This is a genomic window from Burkholderia sp. Bp9031, assembly GCF_003857965.1.
Taxonomy (GTDB): Bacteria; Pseudomonadota; Gammaproteobacteria; order Burkholderiales; family Burkholderiaceae; genus Burkholderia; species Burkholderia ambifaria_A.
In genome coordinates, this window is the sequence record NZ_QTPW01000029.1 from 25,797 (window position 1) to 47,498 (window position 21,702).

Here is a 21,702-nt window from a genome sequence, read left to right on the forward strand (position 1 = left end):
GCCCGGACGCACGGGCTTGCATGACCGGCTCCGTCCGCCGGACGGAGCCGCCCCACGCCGCGACACGGCGCAACCGAGCCGCCCGCACTGGGTGCGGCTGATGGAGATTCACATGACAAATCGACGCGAAGTGCCAGGCATCAGGAAGTACGATGGGCCCGCCGGCGGTTGGGGCGCGCTTCGTGCGACAGCCGATGCGGTGCGTACGCAGATGGACACCATCGAGGCGCCGATCGTGCTGATGCGGACCAACCAGCCCGACGGTTTCGACTGTCCCGGCTGCGCATGGCCCGACAAGGAACACAAGTCGACGTTCCAGTTCTGCGAGAACGGCGCGAAGGCCGTCACGTGGGAAGCGACGACCAAGCGCGTGACGCCCGAGTTCTTCGCGGCGAACACGGTATCGTCGCTGCTGCGGATGTCCGACTACGAGCTGGAGAACATGGGCCGGCTCACGCATCCGCTCGTCTACGATCGCGCGACCGACACGTTCCGCGCGGTCGAATGGGACGATGCGTTCGCGCGCATCGGCGAGGTGCTGCGCGCACTGCCGCCCGAGCAGGTCGAGTTCTACACGTCGGGCCGTGCGTCGAACGAAGCCGCGTACCTGTATCAATTGTTCGCGCGCGAGCTCGGCACCAACAACTTCCCCGACTGCTCGAACATGTGCCACGAGCCGACCAGCGTCGGCCTGCCGCAGTCGATCGGGATCGGCAAGGGCACAGTGTCGCTCGAGGATTTCGACCACTGCGAGCTGATCATCTCGATCGGCCACAACCCCGGCACCAACCATCCGCGGATGATGGGCACGCTGCACGAGTGCTCGCGCCGCCACGTGCCGATCATCGTGTTCAACCCGCTGCGCGAGCGCGCACTCGAACGCTTCGCGGATCCGCAGGACATGATCGAGATGGCGTCGTTCGGCTCGACGCGCATCGCGTCGACGTACTACCAGGTCGACGCGGGCGGCGACGCGGCCGCGCTGAAGGGCATCATGAAGGCGCTGCTGCAGCTCGAGGCCGAGCGCGGTGACGTGCTCGACCGCGACTTCATCGCGCAGCACACCAACGGCTTCGACGCGTTCTCCACCGACTTGCAGGCCACGTCGTGGGACGACATCGAGCGCGCGAGCGGCCTGAGCCAGGCGCAGCTCGAGGAGGTCGCGCTCGCCTATGCGAAGTCGAACGCGACGATCATCACGTACGGGATGGGCGTCACGCAGCACAACAAGGGCACCGCGACCGTGCGCCTGATCGCCGACCTGCTGCTGATGCGCGGCAACTTCGGCAAGCCCGGCGCGGGCGTGTGCCCGCTGCGCGGCCACTCGAACGTGCAGGGCAACCGCACGGTCGGCATCACCGAGAAGCCGTCGGCCGAGTTCCTGCAGAAGATCGAGGACGTGTGCGGCTTCAAGCCGCCCGCGCATCACGGGCACGACGCCGTGCAGGCGATGCAGGCGATGGTCGACGGCCAGGCCAAGGCACTGCTGTGCCTCGGCGGCAACTTCGCGGTCGCGCTGCCTGACCCCGAGCTGTCGTTCCCCGCGATGGCGAAGCTCGATCTCAGCGTGCACCTCGGTACGAAGCTGAACCGCTCGCACCTGCTCGTTGCGAAGGAAACCTATATCCTGCCCGTGCTCGGCCGCACCGAGCTCGACATGCAGGCGAGCGGCCGGCAGTCGATCACCGTCGAGGATTCGATGTCGATGGTCCACGCGTCAGCCGGCAAGCTCAAGCCCGCGTCCGACCAGTTGCGCTCCGAGCCCGCGATCGTCGCGGGAATCGCTCACGCGACGCTGCCGGCCAGCAAGGTCGCGTGGCTCGACCTGATCGCCGACTACGACCGCATCCGCGACCTGATCGACCGCACGGTGCCCGGCTTCGAGGCGTTCAACGAGCGCATCCGCACGCCGGGCGGCTTCCGCCTGCCGCTGCCACCCACCGAGCGCGTGTGGCCGACGCCGACCGGCAAGGCGATGTTCTCGGTCTACACGGGCGTGAAGGAAGACGCGGACGTGCTCGGCGGCGAGCAGGTGCTGCGGCTGATCACGCTGCGCAGCCACGACCAGTACAACACGACGATCTACGGGCTCGACGATCGCTATCGCGGCGTGTTCGGGCGACGCGATGTGCTGTTCATGAACGCGGCGGATCTCGCGAAGTACGGGCTCGAACACGGCGACCTCGTCGACATCGAGACGATCACCGCATCGGGCCGCACACTGCGTCTCGAGAAGATCACCGCGATCGAGTACGACATCGCACCGGGATCGGTCGGCGCGTATTACCCGGAAGCGAACGTGCTCGTGCCGCTCGACTACATCGACAAGGAAAGCGGCACGCCGTCGTACAAGTCGGTGCCGGTGCGCGTCGCGCGCTCGGCGGTCGTCTGATCCGCGGGCAGGCAGATTAGTCAGGCACGGCACGATACGACACGCCGCGCACTGATTCCTGCCTGCCCCCTCTCCCGCGCTCCCGGCCGCCGCATCGCAACCGATGCGGCGGCCGCTTCGTATGGGAACAAATCGTGCTCGTCCTCAGGTATTTGATGGAGGACAGGACGATGAAGCCCATGACAATTGCAATACGTCGAATTCTGGCGACACTCGTGGCAGGCAGCACACTCGTCGCGGCCGGCGCGGCCTTCGCGCAAGTCTACGTTGCACCGCAGCCGAGGTACGAAGAGCCGTATCAGGCCCCGGCGCCGGGTGTGTCAGTCACGATTGGCATGCACGGCGACCGCTACTGGGACGGCCATCGCTATTGGGAGCACGACGCGTGGAGGCATCGTCATCCGCGTGAACGTGATCCGTGGCGCGAGCACTATCACGAACACGACCATCGTGAATATTGACGACCCGCCGCCTGAGACCAGGGAGGCCGCTCTTGCTCAAAATGAGCGTAATTTCGCACTGCCTGATTTCTTCTGACTATTTCAATCCTGGAGAATGACCCCGGTTGCTTCGGTTGAACCATACCGCTGCTTGAACGGGTCGGGCGTCGAGTATCTCGATGCCCCTCCGACCAGGGATGGTGATGTGCGATTGCCCTCCGTTGATTTCCGTGTCCTCGAATGCCGGATGCATTCGTTTGCGTGCATGAATCATCCGTCGTTCCGGCAGTTGATCCGTCTCGCGATGCGGGGTGAAAGCAGGAGCCCCCAAAAGCAGCCAGCGGCAAGTCCGGGTGTGAAGACAGATATGCGAGCCGCCCTTCGACACTCGTGCACCGGCCCGCCGTCAAATCGATGCTCTGCGGCACCAGGACGTGGGCCAGCGCGTCTTGACGACGGCCCCAATGAGCCCTGATCGCACGATTGTTCTGATCGAGCGCGCCAACAAAAGCGCCCGGCATTTCCGGTCACGTTCACTCGTCGATGGGCATTCGGCAACGGCGCGCTCGGATCGCCGCATCGCCCGCACGTTTAACCTGATCATTTAGCCTTTGATTTCATTGAGTTTCCTCCTTGCCACAACATGCGACAGCACTTTCATCCGGTCGTTGCCCGACAATTCTTGACTGTGCGTGCGCCCCCGAACTGATAGGATGCGCATCGCCTCGCCCACGCGATGCACCGGATGTCTGATCGTCCCCTTTTTCCGCCCGTGCGCATCCCCGTAGTGCGCCAGCCTGTCCCTCGTCGAACCCCGTAGCATCTCGGCGCCGTCCGCCCCCGGCCCCGCTGCAGCAACCGTTGGAGTGGCGCACGTCGCGCCTGCAAGCATGAAGAAACTGAAGCAGCACATCCGCACCCTGAGCGAGAAAGACCGTACGCCGGTGGTGCGCGCCTGCGCGCTGCTGTTGATGGCCGGCCTGCTGTACCTGCTGTGGCCGTCCGCGGAAGTCGCGCGCCTCGCGATGGAATCGATGGTGCGCTGACGCGCCGTCCGCCCGCCGCTGCGCTATACTTGCGCGATGGAAACCCAACAACCTGCCTCGCCGAACGTGCATCGCTGGTGGCTCGCCTGACCCAGGCGGCCCGTTTCCTTTTGCACTTTTGCATGTCCCGAACGTGATGCCGCCAGCCATGGCGGCATTGTCGTTTCTGCGCCCACGTCATGGCTGGCGGCTTCGATAACCCGGAGCCAACCCATACCATGACGCACCCGACCCGACCGACCATTCTCACCGGCGACCGCACGACCGGCCCGCTGCATCTCGGCCACTACATCGGCTCGCTGCGCGCGCGCGTGCGGATGCAGCACGAGGCGACGCAGTTCCTGCTGCTCGCCGACACGCAGGCGCTGACCGACAACATGGGCCGCCGCCAGCGCGTCACCGAGAACGTGATCGAGGTCGCGCTCGACTACCTGGCCGTCGGCATCGACCCGGCGATCTCGACGATCGTCGTCCAGTCGCAGGTGCCCGAGCTCGCCGAGCTGTCGCAATACCTGCTCAACCTCGTCACGGTCGCGCGTCTCGAGCGCAACCCGACCATCAAGGAAGAGATCCGTCTGCGCGGCTTCGAGCGCGACATCCCGGCCGGCTTCCTGACCTACCCCGTCAGCCAGGCGGCCGACATCACCGCGTTCAAGGCCACGCACGTGCCGGTCGGCGACGATCAGTTGCCGATGATCGAGCAGACCAACGAACTCGTGCGCCGCTTCAACGCGACGGTCGACACGCCGGTGCTGGTCGAATGCGAGGCCGTGCTGTCGGCGGTCACGCGGCTGCCGGGCATCGACGGCAAGGCCAAGATGAGCAAGTCGCTCGGCAACGCGATCACGCTCGGCTCGACGCCCGACGAGATCGCGCAGGCCGTGAAGGACATGTACACGGACCCGAACCACCTGCGCGTGAGCGATCCCGGCCAGGTCGAGGGCAACGTCGTGTTCACGTTCCTCGACGCGTTCGAACCCGACGTGCGGATGGTCGACGAACTGAAGGCGCACTATCGCCGCGGCGGCCTCGGCGACAGCGTCGTGAAGCGCGTGCTGAACGAGCGGCTGCAGGCGCTGATCGAGCCGATCCGTGCGCGCCGCCGCGAATTCGAGGCGGACAAGGCGGAGGTGATGGCGATCCTGAAGCGCGGCACGATGCATGCGCGCGAGGTGGCGGGTGCGACGCTGGCCGAGGTGAAAGGCGCGATGGGGCTCACGTATTTCGATTGAGCGGGGCGGCGGCGCGCATTGCAGCCACCACACAATGCGCGTCCGGAATGAACGTTGGCATGGAACGCAACCTGCAACAATCCGAAAACCTTCCGCTCCTATCATCACGTCGAAGAAAATGACCGGTTTCGCGAGCGCTCCGTGCCGCTCGGCGGTAACCAGAGCGTGAGCAACGGCCATCGTGTTGCTTTCGTGCGGATCGCCTGTCAGTGCACCCGCCGCGGCCAGCCTGCTTCCGACATTGACCCGTCAAGCCCCCCTCGCTACCGTGGCGCCGACAACAACGACGGCGAACGGGGCGTATAGCGCGTGCGGCCTACCTCGCCGGCATCCCGAGGGCACCGCATGAATACCTGTCGCTACAAGAATCAGCAAGACCTGACTTCGATCGAGTTGTTCTTCCTGATTGCCACAGACGAAACCTGCAAGCAGGCCAACATCGACGACGTCGAAGCAGTTGTTCTGATTCTGTCAGGCCTACCCATTCTTCCAACCCGAGCCAAGCCGGCCGGCACGACCCGAGGTACGTCCGTCGCATCAGTCATGTCGAGGCCGATATTTCGGTATGAATTCAAGCGCAAAGTTTTGCCGACCGTCACGCTGAAAAGCATCAAACCATTGAGGGTAATTCTGACGCATCGCCTCGCTGTGTTTGTCGGACGAACAATACCGGGAGTCGGCTGGGTGCTGCTTGCCACGGATGGCTTCCATATTGTCCGAAACACCATTTACCGGTCCAACCAGATTGTGAAACCGGAAGACAGGATTCTTTAATGGACGACCATCAAGACTGGGAGGCACTGGAAGCATTCGTTCGCAAGGAAGCAGCCGTATCGGGCAAGCGCCGGATTACGGAGAACACCTCCATCCGGGATGATCTGGGGCAGACCGGGGACGACGCCGACATCTTCATGGAACGTTTTTTCGACCGATTCGACGTCGATCGCGGGGACTACGATTTTGGTCGCTACTTCCTGATGGAGGGCGAAGGGTTGCTGTATCACGTCTTGCGAAAATATCTGCTCGGGAAGCCCCATACGTTCCAGCGACATGCACTGACCGTCGGCATGTTGCGCAAAGCGATATCGCTCGGGACGTGGGACTCCGAAGCGATCGAAACCTAGCGCCCCCGGGAATCGCGAGCCGATCGCGCCGCGTCTCCCGCACGCTATCGTTTCCCTATCACCCACGCGGCATCCTGACGTCCCGGGAAACGATCGACCGGCTCGAAATCCAGGATCTGCTCACGCGCTACTGCCACGCCGCCGACCGGCGCGACTGGAACGAATTCGAGCGGCTTTTCGCGGGCAATGCGATGCTCGACTACGCGGCATTCGGCGGCCCCGTCGGCAACCGCGCGGACATCACGCGTTCGGCGCGTCACTTCAACTGCATGAGCTGCACGAGGTTCCCGCACGTATCGTCGAGCACCGCGACCCGCACGGGCCCGGCATCCATCGGCGCCAGCGTGAAGCGCACGCCGAGCGCGTCGAGCCGCGCGAACTCCGCGTCGAGATCGTCGACCTGGAACGACGCCGCCGGAATGCCGTCCTCGTAAAGCGCCTGACGGTACGGCCCGACCGCGCGATGATGGCTCGGCTCCAGCATCAGTTCGGTGCCGTCCGGCTGGTCCTTCGACACGACCGTCAGCCAGCGGTACTCGCCCACCGGCACGTTGTTCTTCAGCCGGAAGCCGAGGACCTCGGTATAAAACGCGAATGCCTTGTCCTGATCGTCGACAAAGATGCTCGTGACGTAGATACGCATGGATGTTCTCCGGATCGTGCGTGCCGACGCGCACGTCGCCGCGCCGCTTACGTGATCTGGTACGTCGACGCCGGCACGAATTCCTCCGGCATCGCGCGATCGCCCAGCTCCAGCACCGACCGTTCGATCGTGCGCGCCATCGCATCGAGCGCCAGCGCGTTCGGCGCGAGGCCGAACGGTTCGGCAACCTCGTTCGCGATCGCTTCGAGCGCGATCAGCGTGTATGCGATGAATACGCAAATCAGCGGTGTAAAGAATTCCGTCGAATCGACGAGACCGAACGGCAGCAGCACGCAGTACGCATACACGGTGCGATGCAGCAGCACGCTGTACGAGAACGGAATCGGCGTGGTCAGGATCCGCTCGCAGCCGCCCACCGCCTTGCCGAGCTCGACCAGTTGCGCATCGAACATCCAGCACGTCGCGTCGCTGCCGGGCGCGCGGCCCAGCGCGCGGACGATGTCACCGCGCAGTTCATCGAGAATCGCGACGGGCTGGTAGCACTTGTGCGCGAGCGCAGCGGCCCGCTCGGCGCCGAGAATGCGCTGCAGGTCCTGCATCGGATCGGTATGACGCAGCTGATGCTTCAGCGCATAGGTGAGTGCGATCAGCAGATCGGCGAGCCTGTTGCGCTCCGCATCGCCGACGCTGTCGGGCAGGTAGCGCCGCAGTTGCGACGTGACGGTGCGCGCGGCGATCAGCAGGTTGCCCCACAGCAGCCGTGCCTCCTTGAAGCGCTCGAAGCTCGCGTTGTTGCGAAACGCGAGAAAGATCGCGAGCGCGAGCCCGAACAGCGTGAACGGCGCGGTGTTCAGCGGAATCTTCTCGCCGAAGATGCGCCCGTTCGTGAAGACCGCCAGCGTGCTGACGATCGCCATGAACACGAGTTGCGGAATGATCGATTGCAGCACGGAGCCGTTCCATACGAACAGCATCCTGAGCCAGTTTTGTCGTGGTCTGACGATCATGATCTTGTCTCGACTGCCAAAGGAATACGCAATGCACGCGGCGCGCCCGATGCGAAACGGCCCGCGCGTGGCGGGCCGCTGTCGCGTCGATACCCGGTCTGGCGACGGGATGCACCGCACCGCGCGTGATGATACGCCCGCACAGGCCGCGCCCGTCACCGGGCGCACCGGTCAGTGATAGCCCGCGTCGCCCTCGCGCACCTTGCCGCGGAACACGCGGTACTGCATTGCGTTGTATACGAGGATGATCGGCAGCACGATCACGGTGCCGACGAGCGCGAACAGCTGGCTCGAATGGCTCGACGACGCATCCCAGATCGTCAGCGAAGGCGGCACGATGTTCGGCCAGATGCTGATCACGAGCCCCGTGTAGCCGAGGAACACGATCGCGAGCGTCAGCAGGAACGGCGTCGCTTCGTGCCGGTGCTTCACCGTGTGGAAGATGCCCCACACGCATGCGACGACGAGCACCGGCACCGGCAGGAACCAGCCGAGATTGCCGCTGCCGAACCAGCGATGCGCGACGGCAGGCAGGCCGATCACGGTCCACAGGCTGACCACGCCCATCACGGCCAGCAGCACGCCCGTGAGCGGTTTCATCAGGAGCCGCATCTTGCGCTGCAGCTCGCCGTCGACCTTCAGGATCAGCCAGCCGCAACCGAGCGTCGCATAGGTGACGAGCACACCGATCCCGCAGAACAGGCTGAACGGCGACAGCCAGTCGAACGGCCCGCCCGCGAACTGGTTGTTCACGATATGGATGCCCTGCAGCAGCGAACCGAGCGTGATCCCCTGGCAGAACGCGGCGAGCGCGGAGCCGCCGATGAATGCCAGATCCCACAGGTGCTGCGTGCGGTTCGCCTTCGCGCGCAGCTCGAATGCCGCGCCGCGGAAGATCAGCCCGACCACCATCAGGATCAGCGGCAGGTAGTTGGCCGGCAGCAGCGTCGAGTAGACGACCGGGAACGCACCGTACAGCCCCGCGCCGCCGAGCACGAGAAAGGTCTCGTTGCCGTCCCACACCGGCGCGACGGTGTTCAGCATGACTTCACGTTCGACCTTGGCATCGAAGAACGGAAACAGCAGGCCGATGCCGAGGTCGAAGCCGTCCAGCATCACGTAGATGAACACGCCGAGGCCGATGATCGCGGCCCACACGACAGGAAGATCGATTTGCATGGCTTACTCCGCTTCGGTGACGTTCAGCGGCGTGGACAGCGCGCTCTTGCGCAGCCCCGGATGCCGGTGCAGCTCGATATATCCGGCCTGTGCGGCCGGCCCGCGCTTCATCAGGTTCAACATGTAATAGATACCCGTTCCGAACACCAGGAAATACACGACCACGAAGATCAGCAGCGACACGCCGACCTGCTGCGCGCTGAGCGGCGCGACCGAATCGACGGTGCGCAGCACGCCGTATACGGTCCACGGCTGCCGCCCGACCTCGGTCGTGATCCAGCCGGCCAGCAGCGCGACGATGCCCGACGGCCCCATGCATACGACGAACCACTGGAACCAGCGCGTTTCATACAGGCGTCCGCCCTTTCGCAGCAGCAGGCCAAGCAGCGCGATGAGCAGCATCAGCATCCCGAGGCCGGCCATGATCCGGAAAGTCCAGAACACGATCGGCGAATACGGGCGGTCCTGCGGCGGGAATTCCTTCAGCCCGCGGATCTCGCCGTCCCAGCTGTGCGTGAGGATCAGGCTGCCGAGGTGCGGCACCTGGATCGCATAGCGCGTCGTCTCGGCCTGCATGTCGGGCAAGCCGAAGAGGTTCAGCGCCGTGCCGCCCTTCTCGGTTTCCCACAGCCCCTCGATCGCCGCGATCTTCGCCGGCTGGTATTCGCGCGTGTTCAGCCCGTGCGCATCGCCGACGACGATCTGGATCGGCGCGAGCAGCAGCAGCATCCACAACGCCATCGAGAAGCTGCGCTTCACCGGCTCGTCGCGGCGCCCCTTCAGCAGGTGCCATGCGCCGCACGCGGCAACGATGAAGCCCGCGACGATGAACGCCGCGATCGTCATGTGCACGAGGCGATACGGGAACGACGGGTTGAAGATGATCTTGAACCAGTCGACCGGCACGACGAGGCCGTTCTCGATCTTGTAGCCCTGCGGCGTCTGCATGAAGCTGTTCGACGCAAGGATCCAGAACGTCGAGATCAGCGTGCCGACCGCGACCATCAGCGTCGCGAAGAAGTGCGCACGCGGGCTGACGCGCTGCCAGCCGAACAGCATCACGCCGAGGAAGCCCGCTTCGAGGAAGAAGGCCGTCAGGACTTCGTAAGTGAGCAGCGGGCCGGTGATGTTGCCCGCGACACGCGAGAAGCCCGCCCAGTTCGTGCCGAACTCGTAGGCCATCACGACGCCGGAGACGACGCCCATCCCGAAGCCGATCGCGAAGATCTTCGACCAGAACTGGAACATGGATTTATAGGCGGCGTCGCCGGTGACGAGATAACGCCATTCCAGCACTGCCAGGAAGCTCGCCATACCGATGCTGATCGCAGGAAACACGATGTGGAACGACACCGTGAACGCGAATTGCAATCGTGCGAGATGGAACGCATCGAAGATTTCCATGACCGTAATTTGCTCGTGGTTGTGAGGACGTCAGCTCGAAGCGGGAAATCGCGCGACGGCTTCGCGACGGCACGTGCATACATAAACGGATCGCAGTGCACGGCAACGAAGCGTGAATGACGATATCGCGTTTCCGACGATACTCGCAATCGCGCAAACGTGCGCTGAAACTGTGCTTTCCCGAGGGTCGAAGATGTGTGTACGGAAAATCCGTTTCGGGGCCGGGAGGCCGTCAGCTGTACTGCTTTCCGCACTGCAACGCTGTGCATCCGCGGTACACCCGAACGCCCGTACCATCGGCTCGTAGCCTGTCCGTGGCGAGCGAGCGACACCGCGCATCGCCCGTCGCAGAATCCGTTTCCGTCGCCCGGCGCCCGCGCCGGCCGCCCCCTTGGAGAAAACCGCATGGAGCCCAGCGACCGCCTCGACGATCCGGACGGCAGCCGCGCGTGTCATGTGACGCGTCATCGTGCCGGCGAAGCATTGGGCACCGTCGATCGCGTCGTCGACGAGACGCCGGTTGCACTCGTGTTCAACGGCATCGCACACACGGTGATGATGGCCACGCCGATCGACCTCGACGCGTTCGGCCTCGGCTTCGCGCTGAGCGAAGGCATCGTCGAGCGCGCGTCCGACGTCTTCGATATCGACAGCGAATGCCGGCCCGGCAGCGCCGAAGTGAGGCTCACCGTGTCGCAACAGGCATTCATGGCGCTGAAGGCACACCGGCGCGCGCTGGCTGGCCGCACCGGCTGCGGCGTCTGCGGGATCGAAAGCATCGCGCAGCTCGACCTGCATCCGCCGCGCATCGCGGCCGCGGGTGCGGCGGCCGACATCGGCGCCGACGCCGTCGCGCGCGCCGCCCGCGCGTTGCCGCAGCGGCAGCCGCTGATGCGCGCGACCGGCGGCATCCACGCGGCCGCGTGGTGCGATCGAGACGGCACCGTGCTGGAAGTCTTCGAGGACGTCGGCCGCCACAACGCGCTCGACAAGCTGATCGGCCGGCTCGCGCGACGCCGCGTCGACCTGCGCGCGGGCTTCGTGTTCCTGTCGAGCCGCGCGAGCTATGAGCTCGTGCGCAAGGCGGCACGCGTCGGCATCCCGATGATCGCGACGATCTCGGCGCCGACGTCGCTCGCGATCGACGTCGCCCGCGAAGCCGGCGTGCGGCTGCTCGGCTTCTGCCGCAACGACGGCTTCGTCGAATACGTGTCGGCCGACGCGATCCCGTTACCCGAAACGACGCATGCGCAACCGCATGCTCACACCGCTTGATGAAACCCCTGACCGATTTCGATACCGCCCAACGGCAGTTCGCCGGCATGTTCGCGCCGCTGCATTCGACCGTCTCCATTCCGGTCGCACAGGCCGCCGGCCACGTGCTCGCCGCGCCGCTCGCCGCCGTGCTCGACCAGCCTCCCGCCGACCAGAGCGCGATGGACGGCTACGCGCTCCGTCACGCGGACCTCGCACACGGCGAGCCGCTGCGCGTCGCACAGCGCTGCTATGCGGGCGACGCGCCGTCGCCGCTCGCACCGCGCACGGCCGCGCGCATCTTCACCGGCAGCCTGATTCCGCCCGGTGCCGACACCATCGTGATGCAGGAGCACGCGCACGAGCAGGACGGCTGGGTCGCGTTCGACGCACCGCAGCGCGCCGGATCGCATATCCGCCGCCTCGGCGAGGAAGTGCGCGCGGGCGACCTGCTGATGCCGGCCGGCGTGCGGCTCGGCGCGATGCACGTCGGTGTCGCCGCCGCGCAGGGCTGCACGCACATCGACGTGCGGCCGCCCGTGCGCGTCGGCATCCTCACGACCGGCGACGAGCTCGTTCCGTGCGGCCAGCCGCGCGCGCCGCAGCAGATCTACAACAGCAACGCGCCGATGCTCGCCGCACTGGTGTCGGGAACCGGTGCCATCGTCACGGCGAGCGAGCATGCCGCCGATACCGCGGCAGCCGTCGATCAGGCACTGCGCGCGATGGCCGCGCGCTGCGATCTGGTCGTCTGCGTCGGCGGCGCATCGGTCGGCGACAAGGACCTGCTGCGCCCCGCGCTGAGCGCACTCGGCGCGTCGTTCGTCGTCTCGGGCGTGCGGATGAAACCCGGCAAGCCCGTCGCGCTCGCGCGGCTCGATGAACGGCCCGTCGTGCTGCTGCCCGGCAATCCGGGCGCCGCGACGATCGCGTTCGCGCTGTTTGTCGCACCGCTGATCCGCTGCCTGCAGGGGCGCGACGACTGCCTGCCGGCCGTACCGTCGCTGCCGATCGATATCGACGTCGAGCCGGATGCGCAGCGCGACCGCTTCGTGCGCGTGCGCCGCACCATCGACGCCAATGGCGCGCCCGTACTCGATACGCTGCGGCAGCAAGGCGCCGGCACGCTGCAATCGCTCGTGCAGGCGAGCGGGCTCGCGCGGTTGCCGGCCGGTCGACGCATCGCGCGCGGCGACGCGGTGCCGTATTACGATTTCGCGCACTGGCTCGCATCAGCATGAGCACGCTCGTCATGCCCGCCTGTCGTGCATGCAGGGGCGCACGCAGGATGACGAACTGTATTCCTGTATTTCGGGCGGGATTGTGTCTCTGCCGGAAAAATCCGGCGGACTATCCTCAGGATGAGGCTCGCCGCGCCCCGTGCGCCGACACGTCGGTGCATACGCGGCCGATCGGCGACGCCGTTACGCTCACTTCATGCAGGCCGACGAACCGATCGTGAATGCCATCGTTTCCGCGCCGACCGCCGCCGTATCCGGTGGCGCATCGCCCGGCGCCCTCTCCCGCCCGCTCGACACGCTCGAGCGGCCGTTGCGCGATCTGCGGCTGTCCGTCATCGACCAGTGCAACTTCCGCTGCGGCTACTGCATGCCGCGCGACAGCTTCGGGCCCGACTATGCGTTCATGCCGTCGTCCGAGCGGCTGTCGTTCGCGCACCTCGAGAAAATCGCCCGCGCGTTCGTCTCGCTCGGCGTCGAAAAGATTCGTCTCACCGGCGGCGAGCCGCTGCTGCGCCGCAACCTCGAAGCGCTGATCGAGCGGCTCGCGACGCTGACCACCGTCGACGGCAAGCCCGTCGAAATCGCGCTGACGACCAACGGTTCGCTGCTCGCCGCAAAGGCACGCTCGCTGCGCGATGCGGGCCTGTCGCGCGTGACCGTCAGCCTCGACGCGATCGACGATACCGTGTTCCGCCGGATGAGCGACGCCGACGTGCCCGTCGCGCGCGTGCTGGCCGGCATCGAGGCCGCGCAGGCGGCCGGGCTCGCGCCGGTGAAGGTCAACGCCGTGATCGAGCGCGGTGCCAACGACGATCAGATCCTGCCGCTCGTGCGCCACTTCCGGCATAGCGGCGTGGCCGTGCGCTTCATCGAATACATGGACGTCGGCGGTGCGAGCGCGTGGTCCGGCGACAAGGTCGTGCCGGCCAAGCGGATGCGCGAGCTGATCGAAGCGAGCTATCCGCTCGTGCTCGTCGGCGAACCGGGCCACGACGCCACTGCAATCCGGTGCCGGCATATCGATGGCGCCGGCGAAGTCGGTTTCATCGCGAGCGTGTCGCATCCGTTCTGCGGCACGTGCTCGCGCGCGCGCGTGTCGGCCGACGGCCGGCTCTATACGTGCCTGTTCGCCATGCAGGGCACCGACCTGCGACCGTGGCTCGACGCTGGCGCGGCGATCGACCACCTCGCCGACGCCGTGCGTGCGCGATGGATGCAGCGCGACGACCGCTATTCCGAGCGGCGGGCCACGCGTGCGGCCCGGCCGTCGGGCAAGACCTATCCGACCGTGCGCATGTCGCTCGTCGGCGGCTGACGGCTGCCGCGCGAAGCGGCGCGCACCGCTTAATGGAGAACCGTCATGACGACTTCCACCGAATCCCGTGCCGCGCCACCCGACGATCCGTCGCGTGACGGCAGCCATCCCGAACTCGCCGACCCGCACGCCGAACCGCCGCCGGCGATTGCCGCCGGCTTTGAAGTGCGCGTGCAATACGCGGCGATCGACGCCGGTGCCGAGATCGCGCCGATCGTTCGCAATCCGAATGTCGGCGCGGTCGTGAATTTCCTCGGTGTCGTACGCAACGAAGGCGACGCCGACGACGTGATCGCGCTCGAAGTCGAGCACTACCCGACGATGACCGAGCAGGCGTTATGGAGCATCGTCGAGGAAGCCAGTGCACGCTGGCGGCTCGAAGCGGTCAGGATCGTGCATCGCGTCGGGCGCATTCCGCTTGGCCACCCGGTCGTGATCGTCGTGGTCGCCGCCGCGCATCGCGCGTCCGCGTTCGATGCATGCGAGTTCATCATGGACTTCCTGAAGACGCATGCGCCGTTCTGGAAGAAGGAGATCCGGCACGACGGCATGGCCGGCTGGGTCGAACCGAAGGCGCATGACGATCAGGCGATGCGGCGATGGGGTTGAACGTGCCGGCCAATGCCTTTCCGATTTCGATTCCGCAGATTCCGCCCAGGACATCGCAATGAAACTGACCATCAAATACTTTGCGAGCATTCGCGAACAACTGCATACCGACGAAGAAGTCGTCGAGATCGATGCGCATGAAGTCACCGTCGACGCGCTGCGCGGCACGCTCGCCGCGCGCGATGCGCGTAGTGCAGAAGCGCTGCGGATGGACCGCCCGGTGCGGGCGGCCGTGAATCTGGAAATGGTGACCGGCGGGTTCGTCGTGCGGGAAGATAGCGAGGTGGCATTCTTTCCGCCGGTGACGGGCGGGTGATCCGTTTGCATCGGTCGGCGATCGGCAGGTCGTAGCCGCTCGATGCGCAACAGATCGCTAGTAGAGTCCGTGCAAAAAGTCCGGGACCGGATGGTCGATCGAAGCGAGATAACCCGCCATCGCGCCGGCCACTTTCCGCACGGCCGGACGCGCAGTCATCCGTTCGCGCCACGCGAGCAGGTTCGGCATTTCCGCCGTCATCGGCGCGCCCTTGCGTGCGCCGAACAACTGCGCCATGTAGAACGCGATGTCCGCGTAGGAATAGGTTTCCGCCAGGAACTCCCGGTCCGCCAGCACGTGCTCCATGCGGCGGTAGTATTGCCGCGCTTCGTCGCGCGCGGCCTGCGCCGCGGGATGATCCGGCGTCGCTTCGAGGCCCATCAGCCGGATGATGTGCGGGAAATAGATCTCGTCGCTGCAGTGCTCCAGTTGACGCGCAACGGCGCGTGCCTTCGGCTGCGCCGGCCATAACGCGGGATCGGGCTTCAGGTCCTCGAAATACTCGAAGATCTGCGTGGAATCGAAAATCTCCAGTTCACCGTCCATCAGCACCGGCACCTGACGCTTCGGGTTGACGCGCAGGACGTCCGGATGCTTCGGCTCGTAGCCGCGCTGCTGGCTGAACGGCACCAGCACACGCTCGAAGGCGATGCCCTTCTCGTACGCCGCGATCTCGACCTTGGCGCCGAACATGCTCAGCGGACCGGTAATGATTTTCATCTGTCGCTTCTCCATGGGATTTCGCATCGTGACGTTCACGGCGACGCTTCCTGCTGGTCGGTAAAAACGCGCTCGACGCCTGTTTGCGCGAGCCGAGCGCGAATGGGTTCGATAATAGGTGCGATAACATGACATCTAGTGTCATGTATTTTCGGATGAGGTGTCGCAGATGAAAGCCAGCCGCCTGTTGTCGATCATGATGATGTTGCAGGCACGCGGCCGCATGACCGCGCCGGCGCTGGCTGCCGCGCTGGAGGTGTCCGAGCGGACGATCCTGCGCGATATCGATCAGTTGTCGACGGCCGGCGTGCCGATCTGGGGTGATCGCGGACGCAATGGCGGCTTTCAGTTGCGGGATGGCTGGCGCACCGATCTCACCGGGCTCACCGAGCAGGAAGCGCACGCGCTGATCCTCGCGGGTTTGCCGGGGCCGGCGGGAGAACTCGGGCTGGACGGGATCGCCACATCCGCCCGATTGAAGATGATCGCCAGCCTGCCGCCGGACTCGCGCGAACATGCGGATCGCGTCGCCAGCCGATTGCACGTCGATACCGTCGATTGGTATCGGGCGCAGGAAACGCCGGCGTTTCTGCGCGAAGTGGCCGATGCGGTGTGGAATTCGCACCGGATCGACGTGATGTACGAAAGCTGGCGTGGTGTGTCGCGTCGCGAACTCGATCCGCTCGGGCTGGTGCTCAAGGGTGGCGCGTGGTACGTGGTGGCGAAGATTGCGGGCAAGCGCGATCCGCTGACTTTTCGGCTTGCGAATATCCGGGAACTCGGCACGTCGCGCCGGCGGTTCAAGCGGCCCGCGCGGTTCGATCTGGCGCAGCACTGGCGCGATGCGATGAGCCGGTATGAGGCGGAGCTTTATCGGTTGACCGCGCATGTCGCGGTGTCGGCGCGCGGGGAAAACTGGCTGGTCAATGCGCGCGTCAAGGTCATGCCGGTTTTGGAGCATGCGGATAGCGCTGCGGTGCCGTCCGGGTGGAAAGCGCTCTTGATGCCGATCGAATCGATCGAGCATGGTGCGCGCAAGCTGCTGGGGTTTGGGGCGGAGGTGAAAGTGCTGGGGCCGTCGGAGCTCATTGACAAGCTCACGCAAGAGGTTGCGGCGGTGACGGGACTGTACGGGCGCAACGCGTAGCCCGGACAAGATGACCGGCGGACACGCGGCAACGCAAGTCCTCGCGCGAGAAAAATACGTGAGCTGCAAGGATGAAGGACGTATCTGCCGAATCGAAGCACCGGTGCCTGTCGATAGAGGTTGGCCGCGTACTTGTGATGCCCAAGCCGACCAGGCCACCTCTGCCGAACAAGTGATAATCATCGAAAGGCCTCCTGGCCGCCCCATGAAAGGGGGCCGCCGGCCTCGCGCATGACGCTGTTATCTCCTGCGCGCGCCTACCTTTCATCGTAAGCGTCGCGTCGGGCTAGACAGCGGCAAAGGCTGGCGGCCAAAATCAGCTATCGTCGCAAAACCGGCCGATCGGCACAGGGCCGGCTGAAATCTGCACGAAATTTTTTGCCACCGACGCCGCCTCGCACCAACCACGCGCACCGGCCAACTACAACCAACCATGAATTCCGGCATCGTCTACGCCTTTTCCGCGTTCGTCATCTGGGGACTCTTTCCCGTCTACTTCAAGACGCTCCACCAGATTCCCGCGCTCGAAATACTCGCCCACCGCATGGCATGGTCGCTCGTGTTCATCCTCGCCGTGCTCGTCGCGCGCCACCACTGGGCGTGGCTGCGCCCCGCGCTGCGCGACAGGCGCCTGATCGCACGCTTCGCCGCGAGTGCCATGCTGCTCTCGGCCAACTGGGGCATCTACATCTGGGCCGTGAACGCGGGGCATATCGTCGAGGCGAGCCTCGGCTACTTCATCAATCCGCTGATCAACGTGTTGTTCGGTTTCGCCTTCCTGCACGAGCGGATGCGCGTGCTGCAATGGTGCGCGGTGGCGCTTGCGGCGCTCGGCGTGGCCTGGCTCACCTGGCAAAACGGCGCGCCGCCGTGGATCAGCCTCGCGCTCGCGCTGACGTTCGGCGGCTATGGCCTCTTGCGCAAGACTGCAAAGCTCGGCGCGCTCGAAGGCCTCGCGCTCGAAACGGTGCTGTTATTTCCCGTGGCGATCGTCTATCTGATGATGATCGGCATGGCCGGTGCGAGCCATTTCACCCATGCGTCGCTCGGTCTGCAACTGCTGCTGGCTGCCGCCGGGCCTATCACGGCCGTGCCACTGCTACTCTTCGCGGCTGCCGCGCGACGCATCCCGCTCTCGACGCTCGGCCTGATCCAGTACGTGACGCCCACGCTCCAGCTCCTCACCGGCGTGCTGATCTACGGCGAGCCGTTCGGATCGGTGCGCGCGATCGGCTACGGCGCAATCTGGGTAGCGCTCGCGCTCTACTCGTTCGAAGGGCTGCGCCGTACGCTGGCAGAGGCGCGGCAGGCGCGCAGGGGAGCTTGAATGGAGGCTGGTAGCGGCTGTGTCGAAACCCGGGGGACCGCCTAACCTGTTGGGGCGGCCCCGCAAGCGCGAACGAAGCGCCGGAACGACCTTTTCATCGGCCTTTGCACAGCCTGTTGACGCACCTCGTAAAGATCGCTAATGACCGGAACCCGGTGTTTGGCGTTCAATCCTGGTCGAGTCTCATCAGCTACTGAATCGGTCAGCACGGAACGGGAAAGGGTCCGCGACGGGTTCGGCCCCAACCATCATCTCGGCGAGCAAGCGCCCAGTGACGGGCCCAAGGGTCAATCCATGATGCGCGTGTCCAAAGGCAAACCATAGGTCCTTGTGTCGCTTCGCGGGCCCAATGATCGGCATCATGTCCGGCGTGCAGGGGCGACGGCCGAGCCAGGGTTGTTCATCGAGCCGCTTGCCAAGCGGAAATGTCTCACGTGCAATCGGTTCGATTGCTTCGAGTTGCACGGGCGTGGCGGGCGCATCGCGGTACCCCAGCTCTGCACCTGTCGTGAGACGAATGCCGCGCGCCATCGGTGTCATCATGTAGCCGATTTCCGCATCGAGCACCGGCTGATTTAGGCGCGCCCCTTCCTGCGCCGCGTAGTGCATGTGATAACCCCGCTTGACGGCAAGCGGCAGCCGATATCCCAAGCGTGAAGTGACCACATCCGACCACGGACCGAGTGCGATCACAGCCGAGTGCGCATCGATGCGGCCCGCCTCCGTTGAGACGCTCCATCCTGGCTCGAGCGTCGTCGCATCGCCGATGAAGATGCGACCGCCCAGCTTCTCGAAGTAGCGTGCGTATGCCGTGACGAGCGCATTCGGGTCGCTCACGGAATCGGCATCCGTGTAGCGCAATGCGCCGATCAGCGCGTCACTCAGCGACGGCTCGTCGCGTTGCAATTGTGCGGCATCAAGGGCGTCGAACCCGACGCCATATTGCGTCCTCCATTGTTCCGCGACGCGCATCTCGGCGTCGTGCTTGTGCGCGCTGCGAAACACCTTGAGCCAGCCGCCGGTGCGCAGCAATGCCTGCGCACCCGAAGCCTCGACCAACGCACGATGTTCGCTGACGCAGTGCTCGATCAGCGTCGAATACGCACGGGCGATGGCCGCATGACGGTCCGCTCGCGAGTGATGCCAGTACCGGTACAGAAAAGGCATCACCGATGGCATGGCGCGCGGATGATAGCGCACATCCGGCGAGCGGTTACGCGCGTACCGCGCGAGTGTGGCGACATCACGCGGAAGCGCATAGGGATACACGCCTTCGCGCTGGATCAGCCCTGCATTGCCGAGCGACGTCTCGTTTCCCGGCGCCTTGCGGTCGACGAGCGCGACGGACAATCCACGTTTTTGCAGATGCACGGCGATGGAAACACCCACCATGCCGCCACCGAGTACGAGCGTATCGAACTTCATTGCATTTCTCGTCAGGCGAGCGCGGTGACAGCCACCTCGACATCGAGACCGGGCCTCATCAGCAATGCCTGCACGCAGGCACGTGTCGGTGCATGGCCCGACGGAACCCACGCTTCCCAAGCCGCATTGAATTCGTCGAAGTGCTTCGGGTCGCTAAGCCAAATATTCGCTGAAATGAGGCGCGTCTTGTCGATGCTTGCCGCTGCAAGCAGTGCATCGATGCGAGTCAATACTTCCGTCGTCTGCGCGGTGATCGATGCGCCGGCTGTGTCTGGTATTTGTCCGGACAGGTAGACAACGCCATTGACAATCACCACTTGACTCATGCGTGCGTTGGTTTGCAGTCTTTTGATTTCGTTGGACATGACGGGCTCTCGAGTGTTAAACGGACGACATGCCGGACTGATCCGGGCTCGTCGAAGTGAGGATTGGCGGCGCGGTGACGATCGACTTCAGCGCCGGGTTCGGTTGTGTGAGCTTCGAGAGATCGGGGCGTGGTCTGCGCATGATCGGATCGTTGTCGAATGCGCGTTCCATCGCGCGCGCAACGGACAGCGTTTTCAGATCGCCGTGAAACGGGCCGACGATCTGCAAGCCGAATGGCATGTCCGCATGATCGACGCCGCACGGCAGCGAGATCGCCGGATGTGTCGTGAGCGTCACGACGTAAGTCAGCGCGAGCCATCGATAGTAATTTTCCTGCGCGCGGCCGTTGATTTGCGCCGCATACAACTCGCGCCAAGGGAACGGCGATACGGGCGTGGTCGGCGACACAATCACATCGTAACGTTCGAATGCGGACTGGAAGCGCCTGAAGATACGCGTCTGCTCGGCTTGCGCCCATGCGCTGTCGGCGAGTGTCATCGACGCACCCATTTCATAGTTCGCGCGCGTGTTTGGCCCGAGTGCGCCGGGGTCGCGCGCGTAGGCATCGCGCAGTCCGGCGACGAAGCTTTCCGCGCGAATCACATCGAACGCGCGATGCGCATCGCCGAGGTCGAAGCTGACCGGCTCGCACGTATGGACCATCTCGCCGAGCGCGGCCATGCGCGAGCGGAACACGGCACGAATGTCGTCATCGACATCGCACGCGCCGAAGTCCTCCGTATAACCGACACGCAGCGTGGCCAGATCGAACTCGGGCAAGGTCGTGAAGCGCATTGCGTCGACTTCGTAGCTGAGCGGATCGCCCGATGAGAGACCGGCCGTCGCAGCAAGCTGCAAGGCTGTTTCTTCGACGTCGCGGCCCATCGGACCGACGACAGAAATCGGCGTCCATCCGAGCAGCCGCCGCGAGTTCGGCACGAGTCCGGCAGAGGGCCTGAACCCGACCACACCGCATTTCGATGCGGGAATCCGTAGCGAGCCGCCTGTGTCCGAGCCGCTGCAGACCGGCAGCATGTCGCACGCGAGCGCAGCTGCCGAGCCGCCGGAGGAGCCGCCTGCGTTCAGTTCCGGATTGAACGGATTGCCCGTTGCGCCCCACACGGGGTTGCGCGTGTTGGCGCCGGCGCCGAGTTCGGGCACGTTCGTCTTGCCGACGAGAATCGCGCCCGCCGCGCGCAATCGTTCGACCAGCACCACGTCGCGCGACGGCACGTGGCCGCGCGACATCGGCGAGCCATACGTGGTAAGCAGATTCGCCGTATCTTCGAGATCCTTCACGCCGAGCGGCAAGCCGTGCAGCAGTCCAAGCGGCTCGCCGACGAGCACCTTGCGTTCGGCGGCCTTCGCGGCTTCGCGCGCGGCGTCGTAACAGGTCGCCGTGATGGCATTCACGGCAGGGTTGATGGCTTCGATGCGATCGATGCACGCATCGAGCAGCTCGACGGGCGAAATCTCTTTCGCACCGATCATGCGCCGCAGCTCGACTGCATTGCGGCTCACGAGGTCGTCAGTATCGGACATGTGCTTTCGTGG

At 65.1% G+C, this 21,702-nt stretch carries 23 protein-coding genes and 1 pseudogene; 16 read left to right on the forward strand and 8 right to left on the reverse strand.

The window, feature by feature from the left end:
- Nucleotides 1-112: 112 nt before the first annotated feature.
- The 9 genes and pseudogenes from DIE15_RS28655 to DIE15_RS38210 all read left to right on the forward strand — a co-directional run.
- Nucleotides 113-2,392 carry an FdhF/YdeP family oxidoreductase gene (locus DIE15_RS28655; protein ID WP_124834904.1) on the forward strand — a complete coding sequence of 760 codons (2,280 nt, stop codon included), beginning with the start codon at nt 113-115 and terminating at the stop codon, nt 2,390-2,392.
- 170 nt (nt 2,393-2,562) lie between these two features.
- On the forward strand, nt 2,563-2,853 hold the full coding sequence (locus DIE15_RS28660; protein WP_124834905.1) for a hypothetical protein: 291 nt from the start codon (nt 2,563-2,565) through the stop codon (nt 2,851-2,853).
- A 443-nt stretch (nt 2,854-3,296) separates the two neighbouring features.
- Nucleotides 3,297-3,440, forward strand: coding sequence for a hypothetical protein (locus tag DIE15_RS37195; protein ID WP_185734563.1), 144 nt, complete (start codon nt 3,297-3,299; stop codon nt 3,438-3,440).
- 282 nt (nt 3,441-3,722) lie between these two features.
- Nucleotides 3,723-3,878 carry a hypothetical protein gene (locus DIE15_RS37200; protein WP_162840566.1) on the forward strand — a complete coding sequence of 52 codons (156 nt, stop codon included), beginning with the start codon at nt 3,723-3,725 and terminating at the stop codon, nt 3,876-3,878.
- A 218-nt stretch (nt 3,879-4,096) separates the two neighbouring features.
- Nucleotides 4,097-5,110, forward strand: coding sequence for a tryptophan--tRNA ligase (gene trpS, locus DIE15_RS28670; RefSeq protein ID WP_124834906.1), 1,014 nt, complete (start codon nt 4,097-4,099; stop codon nt 5,108-5,110).
- 54 nt (nt 5,111-5,164) lie between these two features.
- A complete protein-coding gene (locus tag DIE15_RS28675) occupies nt 5,165-5,416 on the forward strand; it encodes a hypothetical protein (RefSeq protein WP_124834907.1) in 252 nt (83 codons plus the stop codon).
- A 39-nt stretch (nt 5,417-5,455) separates the two neighbouring features.
- Nucleotides 5,456-5,884 (forward strand): STM2901 family protein, encoded by a 429-nt coding sequence (locus DIE15_RS28680; protein ID WP_124834908.1) that lies wholly within the window; start codon nt 5,456-5,458, stop codon nt 5,882-5,884.
- Nucleotides 5,884-6,234, forward strand: a complete 351-nt coding sequence (locus DIE15_RS28685; protein ID WP_057927766.1) for a DUF1493 family protein — start codon at nt 5,884-5,886, stop codon at nt 6,232-6,234. Before DIE15_RS28680 ends, DIE15_RS28685 begins: the two co-directional genes overlap by 1 nt.
- Nucleotides 6,207-6,434: pseudogene (locus DIE15_RS38210) on the forward strand (nuclear transport factor 2 family protein); the annotation flags it as partial. The gene DIE15_RS28685 and the pseudogene DIE15_RS38210, both read left to right, overlap by 28 nt.
- 56 nt (nt 6,435-6,490) lie before the next feature.
- Here the strand turns inward: DIE15_RS38210 and DIE15_RS28695 are convergent.
- The 4 genes from DIE15_RS28695 to DIE15_RS28710 form a co-directional block, all read right to left on the reverse strand.
- Entirely contained in the window at nt 6,491-6,877 is a 387-nt protein-coding gene (locus tag DIE15_RS28695; protein ID WP_057927765.1) for a VOC family protein, read from the reverse strand.
- A gap of 47 nt (nt 6,878-6,924) precedes the next feature.
- Nucleotides 6,925-7,845 carry a bestrophin family protein gene (locus DIE15_RS28700; protein WP_124834909.1) on the reverse strand — a complete coding sequence of 307 codons (921 nt, stop codon included), beginning with the start codon at nt 7,843-7,845 and terminating at the stop codon, nt 6,925-6,927.
- A 171-nt stretch (nt 7,846-8,016) separates the two neighbouring features.
- Nucleotides 8,017-9,024: a cytochrome d ubiquinol oxidase subunit II gene (gene cydB / locus DIE15_RS28705; protein ID WP_124834910.1), complete on the reverse strand. Its 1,008-nt coding sequence runs from the start codon at nt 9,022-9,024 to the stop codon at nt 8,017-8,019.
- Nucleotides 9,025-9,027: 3 nt separating this feature from the next.
- Nucleotides 9,028-10,428: a cytochrome ubiquinol oxidase subunit I gene (locus DIE15_RS28710; RefSeq protein WP_124834911.1), complete on the reverse strand. Its 1,401-nt coding sequence runs from the start codon at nt 10,426-10,428 to the stop codon at nt 9,028-9,030.
- Nucleotides 10,429-10,833: 405 nt separating this feature from the next.
- On the opposite strand from DIE15_RS28710, the gene fdhD reads away from it, so the two are divergent.
- From fdhD to moaD, 5 genes are all read left to right on the forward strand, one after another.
- The gene (fdhD, locus tag DIE15_RS28720) at nt 10,834-11,703 is read left to right on the forward strand and encodes a formate dehydrogenase accessory sulfurtransferase FdhD (RefSeq protein ID WP_057927761.1); all 870 of its coding nucleotides are present in this window, start codon (nt 10,834-10,836) and stop codon (nt 11,701-11,703) included.
- Nucleotides 11,703-12,923, forward strand: coding sequence for a gephyrin-like molybdotransferase Glp (gene glp / locus DIE15_RS28725; protein ID WP_124834912.1), 1,221 nt, complete (start codon nt 11,703-11,705; stop codon nt 12,921-12,923). Before fdhD ends, glp begins: the two co-directional genes overlap by 1 nt.
- Before the next feature lie 196 nt (nt 12,924-13,119).
- Complete coding sequence (gene moaA, locus DIE15_RS28735) at nt 13,120-14,238, forward strand: GTP 3',8-cyclase MoaA (RefSeq protein ID WP_124834914.1); 1,119 nt, start codon at nt 13,120-13,122, stop codon at nt 14,236-14,238.
- A gap of 45 nt (nt 14,239-14,283) precedes the next feature.
- Nucleotides 14,284-14,847 (forward strand): molybdenum cofactor biosynthesis protein MoaE, encoded by a 564-nt coding sequence (locus tag DIE15_RS28740; RefSeq protein ID WP_124834915.1) that lies wholly within the window; start codon nt 14,284-14,286, stop codon nt 14,845-14,847.
- Between the two features lie 58 nt (nt 14,848-14,905).
- Nucleotides 14,906-15,163 (forward strand): molybdopterin converting factor subunit 1, encoded by a 258-nt coding sequence (moaD, locus tag DIE15_RS28745; protein ID WP_057927757.1) that lies wholly within the window; start codon nt 14,906-14,908, stop codon nt 15,161-15,163.
- A 57-nt stretch (nt 15,164-15,220) separates the two neighbouring features.
- On the opposite strand, the gene DIE15_RS28750 is transcribed toward moaD, so the two are convergent.
- Entirely contained in the window at nt 15,221-15,883 is a 663-nt protein-coding gene (locus tag DIE15_RS28750; RefSeq protein WP_124834944.1) for a glutathione S-transferase family protein, read from the reverse strand.
- Between the two features lie 169 nt (nt 15,884-16,052).
- On the opposite strand from DIE15_RS28750, the gene DIE15_RS28755 reads away from it, so the two are divergent.
- Together DIE15_RS28755 and rarD are read left to right on the forward strand one after the other, a co-directional pair.
- Entirely contained in the window at nt 16,053-17,030 is a 978-nt protein-coding gene (locus DIE15_RS28755) for a YafY family protein (RefSeq protein ID WP_124834916.1), read from the forward strand.
- A 433-nt stretch (nt 17,031-17,463) separates the two neighbouring features.
- Nucleotides 17,464-18,357 carry an EamA family transporter RarD gene (gene rarD, locus DIE15_RS28760; RefSeq protein WP_057927754.1) on the forward strand — a complete coding sequence of 298 codons (894 nt, stop codon included), beginning with the start codon at nt 17,464-17,466 and terminating at the stop codon, nt 18,355-18,357.
- Between the two features lie 186 nt (nt 18,358-18,543).
- On the opposite strand, the gene DIE15_RS28765 is transcribed toward rarD, so the two are convergent.
- Genes DIE15_RS28765 through DIE15_RS28775 form a run of 3 tightly spaced genes read right to left on the reverse strand, consistent with a single transcriptional unit; the run spans nt 18,544 to nt 21,690 of the window.
- Nucleotides 18,544-19,782: an FAD-binding oxidoreductase gene (locus tag DIE15_RS28765; protein WP_124834917.1), complete on the reverse strand. Its 1,239-nt coding sequence runs from the start codon at nt 19,780-19,782 to the stop codon at nt 18,544-18,546.
- A gap of 11 nt (nt 19,783-19,793) precedes the next feature.
- Entirely contained in the window at nt 19,794-20,147 is a 354-nt protein-coding gene (locus tag DIE15_RS28770; protein WP_057927752.1) for a RidA family protein, read from the reverse strand.
- A gap of 16 nt (nt 20,148-20,163) precedes the next feature.
- Nucleotides 20,164-21,690: an amidase gene (locus tag DIE15_RS28775; RefSeq protein WP_124834918.1), complete on the reverse strand. Its 1,527-nt coding sequence runs from the start codon at nt 21,688-21,690 to the stop codon at nt 20,164-20,166.
- Between the last annotated feature and the right edge of the window lie 12 nt (nt 21,691-21,702).

What these genes read in the sequence shown, in the direction of transcription:
- DIE15_RS28770 (WP_057927752.1), bottom strand. Translation starts at nt 20,147, where the DNA reads ATGTCCAACGAAATCAAAAGACTGCAAACCAACGCACGCATGAGTCAA.
- DIE15_RS28660 (WP_124834905.1), top strand. Translation starts at nt 2,563, where the DNA reads ATGAAGCCCATGACAATTGCAATACGTCGAATTCTGGCGACACTCGTG.
- moaA (WP_124834914.1), top strand. Translation starts at nt 13,120, where the DNA reads ATGCAGGCCGACGAACCGATCGTGAATGCCATCGTTTCCGCGCCGACC.
- DIE15_RS28655 (WP_124834904.1), top strand. Translation starts at nt 113, where the DNA reads ATGACAAATCGACGCGAAGTGCCAGGCATCAGGAAGTACGATGGGCCC.
- DIE15_RS37195 (WP_185734563.1), top strand. Translation starts at nt 3,297, where the DNA reads ATGAGCCCTGATCGCACGATTGTTCTGATCGAGCGCGCCAACAAAAGC.
- DIE15_RS28775 (WP_124834918.1), bottom strand. Translation starts at nt 21,690, where the DNA reads ATGTCCGATACTGACGACCTCGTGAGCCGCAATGCAGTCGAGCTGCGG.
- glp (WP_124834912.1), top strand. Translation starts at nt 11,703, where the DNA reads ATGAAACCCCTGACCGATTTCGATACCGCCCAACGGCAGTTCGCCGGC.
- rarD (WP_057927754.1), top strand. Translation starts at nt 17,464, where the DNA reads ATGAATTCCGGCATCGTCTACGCCTTTTCCGCGTTCGTCATCTGGGGA.
- DIE15_RS37200 (WP_162840566.1), top strand. Translation starts at nt 3,723, where the DNA reads ATGAAGAAACTGAAGCAGCACATCCGCACCCTGAGCGAGAAAGACCGT.
- DIE15_RS28680 (WP_124834908.1), top strand. Translation starts at nt 5,456, where the DNA reads ATGAATACCTGTCGCTACAAGAATCAGCAAGACCTGACTTCGATCGAG.
- DIE15_RS28740 (WP_124834915.1), top strand. Translation starts at nt 14,284, where the DNA reads ATGACGACTTCCACCGAATCCCGTGCCGCGCCACCCGACGATCCGTCG.
- DIE15_RS28750 (WP_124834944.1), bottom strand. Translation starts at nt 15,883, where the DNA reads ATGAAAATCATTACCGGTCCGCTGAGCATGTTCGGCGCCAAGGTCGAG.
- DIE15_RS28685 (WP_057927766.1), top strand. Translation starts at nt 5,884, where the DNA reads ATGGACGACCATCAAGACTGGGAGGCACTGGAAGCATTCGTTCGCAAG.
- DIE15_RS28695 (WP_057927765.1), bottom strand. Translation starts at nt 6,877, where the DNA reads ATGCGTATCTACGTCACGAGCATCTTTGTCGACGATCAGGACAAGGCA.
- DIE15_RS28710 (WP_124834911.1), bottom strand. Translation starts at nt 10,428, where the DNA reads ATGGAAATCTTCGATGCGTTCCATCTCGCACGATTGCAATTCGCGTTC.
- DIE15_RS28700 (WP_124834909.1), bottom strand. Translation starts at nt 7,845, where the DNA reads ATGATCGTCAGACCACGACAAAACTGGCTCAGGATGCTGTTCGTATGG.
- moaD (WP_057927757.1), top strand. Translation starts at nt 14,906, where the DNA reads ATGAAACTGACCATCAAATACTTTGCGAGCATTCGCGAACAACTGCAT.
- DIE15_RS28765 (WP_124834917.1), bottom strand. Translation starts at nt 19,782, where the DNA reads ATGAAGTTCGATACGCTCGTACTCGGTGGCGGCATGGTGGGTGTTTCC.
- DIE15_RS28755 (WP_124834916.1), top strand. Translation starts at nt 16,053, where the DNA reads ATGAAAGCCAGCCGCCTGTTGTCGATCATGATGATGTTGCAGGCACGC.
- cydB (WP_124834910.1), bottom strand. Translation starts at nt 9,024, where the DNA reads ATGCAAATCGATCTTCCTGTCGTGTGGGCCGCGATCATCGGCCTCGGC.
- fdhD (WP_057927761.1), top strand. Translation starts at nt 10,834, where the DNA reads ATGGAGCCCAGCGACCGCCTCGACGATCCGGACGGCAGCCGCGCGTGT.
- trpS (WP_124834906.1), top strand. Translation starts at nt 4,097, where the DNA reads ATGACGCACCCGACCCGACCGACCATTCTCACCGGCGACCGCACGACC.